At 65.6% G+C, this 3,403-nt stretch carries 3 protein-coding genes; 2 read left to right on the forward strand and 1 reads right to left on the reverse strand.

The window, feature by feature from the left end:
- The coding region (locus tag Q7A36_RS38920) for an IS1182 family transposase (RefSeq protein ID WP_305109163.1) at positions 1-1,505 on the reverse strand (1,505 nt) is incomplete at its 3' end.
- Positions 1,506-1,887: 382 nt separating this feature from the next.
- Here Q7A36_RS38920 and Q7A36_RS38925 point away from each other — a divergent pair.
- Entirely contained in the window at positions 1,888-2,766 is an 879-nt protein-coding gene (locus Q7A36_RS38925) for a cation:proton antiporter (protein ID WP_305109164.1), read from the forward strand.
- Positions 2,767-2,802: 36 nt separating this feature from the next.
- A partial coding sequence (locus tag Q7A36_RS38930) for a transposase (RefSeq protein ID WP_305109165.1) occupies positions 2,803-3,403 on the forward strand: 601 nt, incomplete at its 3' end.

A 3,403-nucleotide genomic window follows, 5' to 3' on the forward strand; every position in this document is an offset into this window, starting at 1 on the left:
GCTTTCTTAAAGGCGGTGTCCAAGTCGGGCTTGGCTTGCCCGAGATAGCGAGATCTTCGGAGCCCGAAGGTGCGGGCGGCCAGGGAGATTGTGGCCTCAACCCCGGCCCGGAGCGCATAGAGGCTGAGGAACTCGGGCGTCTGTTGTCGCTGTCGCGCTGCCTGCAAGGCGATGTAGGCCTCACGCGTCCTGATGGTCATGAGGCGCCGTGTGGCAGTCGGTCCGGCGCAGTCGGCACGATGTGCACAGGCTCGGCAATCCTTCGTCGAAAACTTCACCTTGATCACCGGCGTGCCGCGATTGTCCAGCGCTGGGCTCCAGCCTGAGCTTTGGATGCCCATTGGACAGGTGACCTGCTGCGCGTCCCAATCGATCGCGAAGGCATCCATGCCGAAGCCCTTGCCCGCCTGCGACTGCCAACGGAAGTTGGCGCGGGCAGGCCCCACCAGGTCGATCCCGAAGTCGCGCTGCGTTTCTACCAAGACACCGGCAGCGATGTAGCCAGTGTCGACGAGGTGCTGTGCGGGCAGCAGGCCCTTATCCTGCAGCGCATGGTGGATCGGCGTCGTGACGTCGCCGTCAGCAATGGGACCGGCAGTGGTCTGCACCTCGGTGATGATGCGCGGCAGGCCTTCGTCGCAAGTCTCGGTCAGATGCACCTTGTAGCCGATCCACGTCATGCTTCTCTTGCAGGCATAGTGGGCATCCACGTCATAGGGCGAGCTGATGAACCGTGAAGCCGGCGGAATACCCTCGCGCTCGCCGCGCCACTGCACTTGACTATCGCAGACATAGAACTGCTGGATCCAGACACGACGCAACATGATCGCCCCGGGCAACTGCCGGAGCCAATCCGGCGTCGCCGCGGCATCGAGGGCGGCAAGCAGGTGATGCCCGTCCTCGCCGATCTGCTGCGCCCAGGCCGCCCGCTTGGCTGCCGAACGTGGCAGGCGCTCGTCGAAAGCGCGTCGGCCGTAGGCCTCGGCCCAATGCGGCAAGACGTGCATCAGCAGCCATGTCGGCGCTGCAAGAGTCAGCACCTCCAGCGCATGCCGGAGCGTCTCATGCACGCATTCGATCCGGTTGATCGCCCGCGTCGCCGCCAGCACATGGGTGGAGTCGGTGCGCTGCCGCCCGCCCGCCTTGAGCAGCTGATGTGCAGCCGCGACCTCCAGCACCGCATCCAGCAACAGCGCCTCCGCGGCGCCCGCCACCAGCCGCGCGCGGAACTCACTGAGCACCGTGCTGTCGAAGCCGGCGTCTGTCAGCGACAGGCCGAGCAGATACTTCCAGTCAATCCGGCTCCGCACCGCCTCCGCTGCCTGCCGATCCGAGAGTTCTTCCGCAAACTGCAGCAAGGTCACAAGCGCCAGCCGCCACGGCGCCTCGGCCGGCTGTCCCTTGCCTGGGAACAGCTGCACAAAGCGGCGGTCGTCGAACACCGGCCCCAGCCTATCGCGCAGGCTCAACAGCGGATTGCCTTGAGGAAAGGCCAGCCGCGCCACATGGGCGGTGTCACCAGGTACCGGCAGCGGCGATCCAGGGCGCAAGCACATGGTCCACCTCAACGGGTCAGGAAAGCAGCCCGTCAACGCCGATCCGCCCCCGGCGGCCGCATTTCGCCAGCAGTATCACTTCCCGTGCTGCACGTGAGTGCAACGTTGCTGGCAAGTGCCTGCGCGACCAAATGAAGGGGTAGCTTCGTTCCGCAACGTCGGCGCCGCCGTGGTGGGAGCCAGCCGAGTGCGGAAAAGCCGCGGTACTTCAGCGCCTTGCATCTCCCTTCATGGCACCGTGAGCACGGGGAGTGCGGAAGAACCGATTCTGAACCACGCCTCTCAATGCACCCTTTCCGATCCAAGCCTTGCTCAGGCAGGGTCGGCTGCCATGCTGTACCCGACCCTATCTATCATTCTGCTTCTCGCATTGTCGATCGCAGGTCTGAGCGTCGCAGCCCAGCGGCTGCACGCGGCCACGCCGATCCTCATGCTGGGAGCAGGTATTATCGCCTCGTTCCTGCCGGGGCTGCCGGCCGTAGCGCTTGATCCAGAGTTTGTTTTACTCGTGACGCTTCCGCCACTGCTCTACGCCTCTGGCGTCGGCATGAGCTGGCGCGGTTTTCGTTCCAATCTGCGGCCGATCCTGTTGTTGGCGGTCGGCTGCGTGCTGTTCACCGCCAGCGGCGTTGCCGCAACTGTTCACTATCTCTTCGATATGCCATGGGCAGTCGGGTTTGTGCTCGGTGCGATCGTCGCACCACCCGATGCGGTCGCACCCATGGCGATCGCGCGCAGTCTCGGGCTGCCGAGACGGCTGATCACGGTGCTTGAAGGCGAGAGCCTCGTGAATGACGCGACTGCGCTCGTGCTGTTCAGCTTCTCGCTCGGGGCTATGTCCACCGACGGCTTTTTGCTCACCGATGCCGTAATCCGCTTCATAGCCATCGTCGCGGGCGAGATCGCCTATGGGATCATAGTCGGTTGGACGATGCTACGTTTGCGCCACCTCGCCTTTGACCCGCGCGCCGAGGTGTTGCTGGCACTTACCACTCCGTTCATCGCCTTCTGGCCGCCGCATGGTCTTGGCGGGTCCGGTGTGGTCGCCTGTGTGGCAGTTGGCCTCTGGGTGTCCTGGAACGGGCGCAGGCTGATCCGTTCGGCCACACGCTTGCAGGGCTTCTTCGTCTGGGATCTCGTGGCTTGGGTGGAGCTATGGCCGAAATTGGGTGATGGCGGGCTGAGGAAGGCGGCGTATCGAGGCGGGTGACGAGCCTGCCAGAACCTCCCGAAGGAGCGATACGCCATGACGAGCGATACCACAGTGGTTGCCCTGCGTCAGCCGGATGAGGTGGTGGATCCGCTGACGGCGGTGCTGCGGAACGGAGCGCGCCGGCTACTGGCGCAGGCCGTGGAGGCGGAGGTCGAGACCTTCCTGGCGGAGATGCGGGATCTGCGGCTGCCGGACGGGCGCGAGCGGCTGGTCCGGCATGGCTATGGGCCGGAGCGGCTGGTGCAGACCGGGATTGGGCCGGTACCGGTGCGGCGGGTGAAGCTGCGTGACCGTGGTGCTGGCCCGGAGGAGGAGCGGATCCACTTCACCTCGGCGCTGCTGCCGCGCTGGGCGCGTCGGACGCGGAGCCTGGAGGCGGTGCTGCCGGTCCTCTACCTGCGCGGGCTGTCGATGGGTGACTTCCAAGAGGCGCTGGCGGCCCTACTGGGCAGGGAGGCACCGAACCTGTCGCCGGCGGCAATCGCGCGACTGCGGGACACCTGGCAGGCCGACTACGATCGGTGGCAGCGGCGCGACCTGGCGGCGCGGCACTACGTTTACCTCTGGGCTGACGGCATCTACCTACAGGCACGAATGGAGCCGCAAGCCGAGTGCATGCTGGTGCTGATCGGGG

Source organism: Paracraurococcus lichenis (assembly GCF_030657435.1).
Lineage (GTDB): Bacteria > Pseudomonadota > Alphaproteobacteria > Acetobacterales > Acetobacteraceae > Paracraurococcus > Paracraurococcus lichenis.

What these genes read in the sequence shown, in the direction of transcription:
- Q7A36_RS38925 (WP_305109164.1), top strand. Translation starts at nt 1,888, where the DNA reads ATGCTGTACCCGACCCTATCTATCATTCTGCTTCTCGCATTGTCGATC.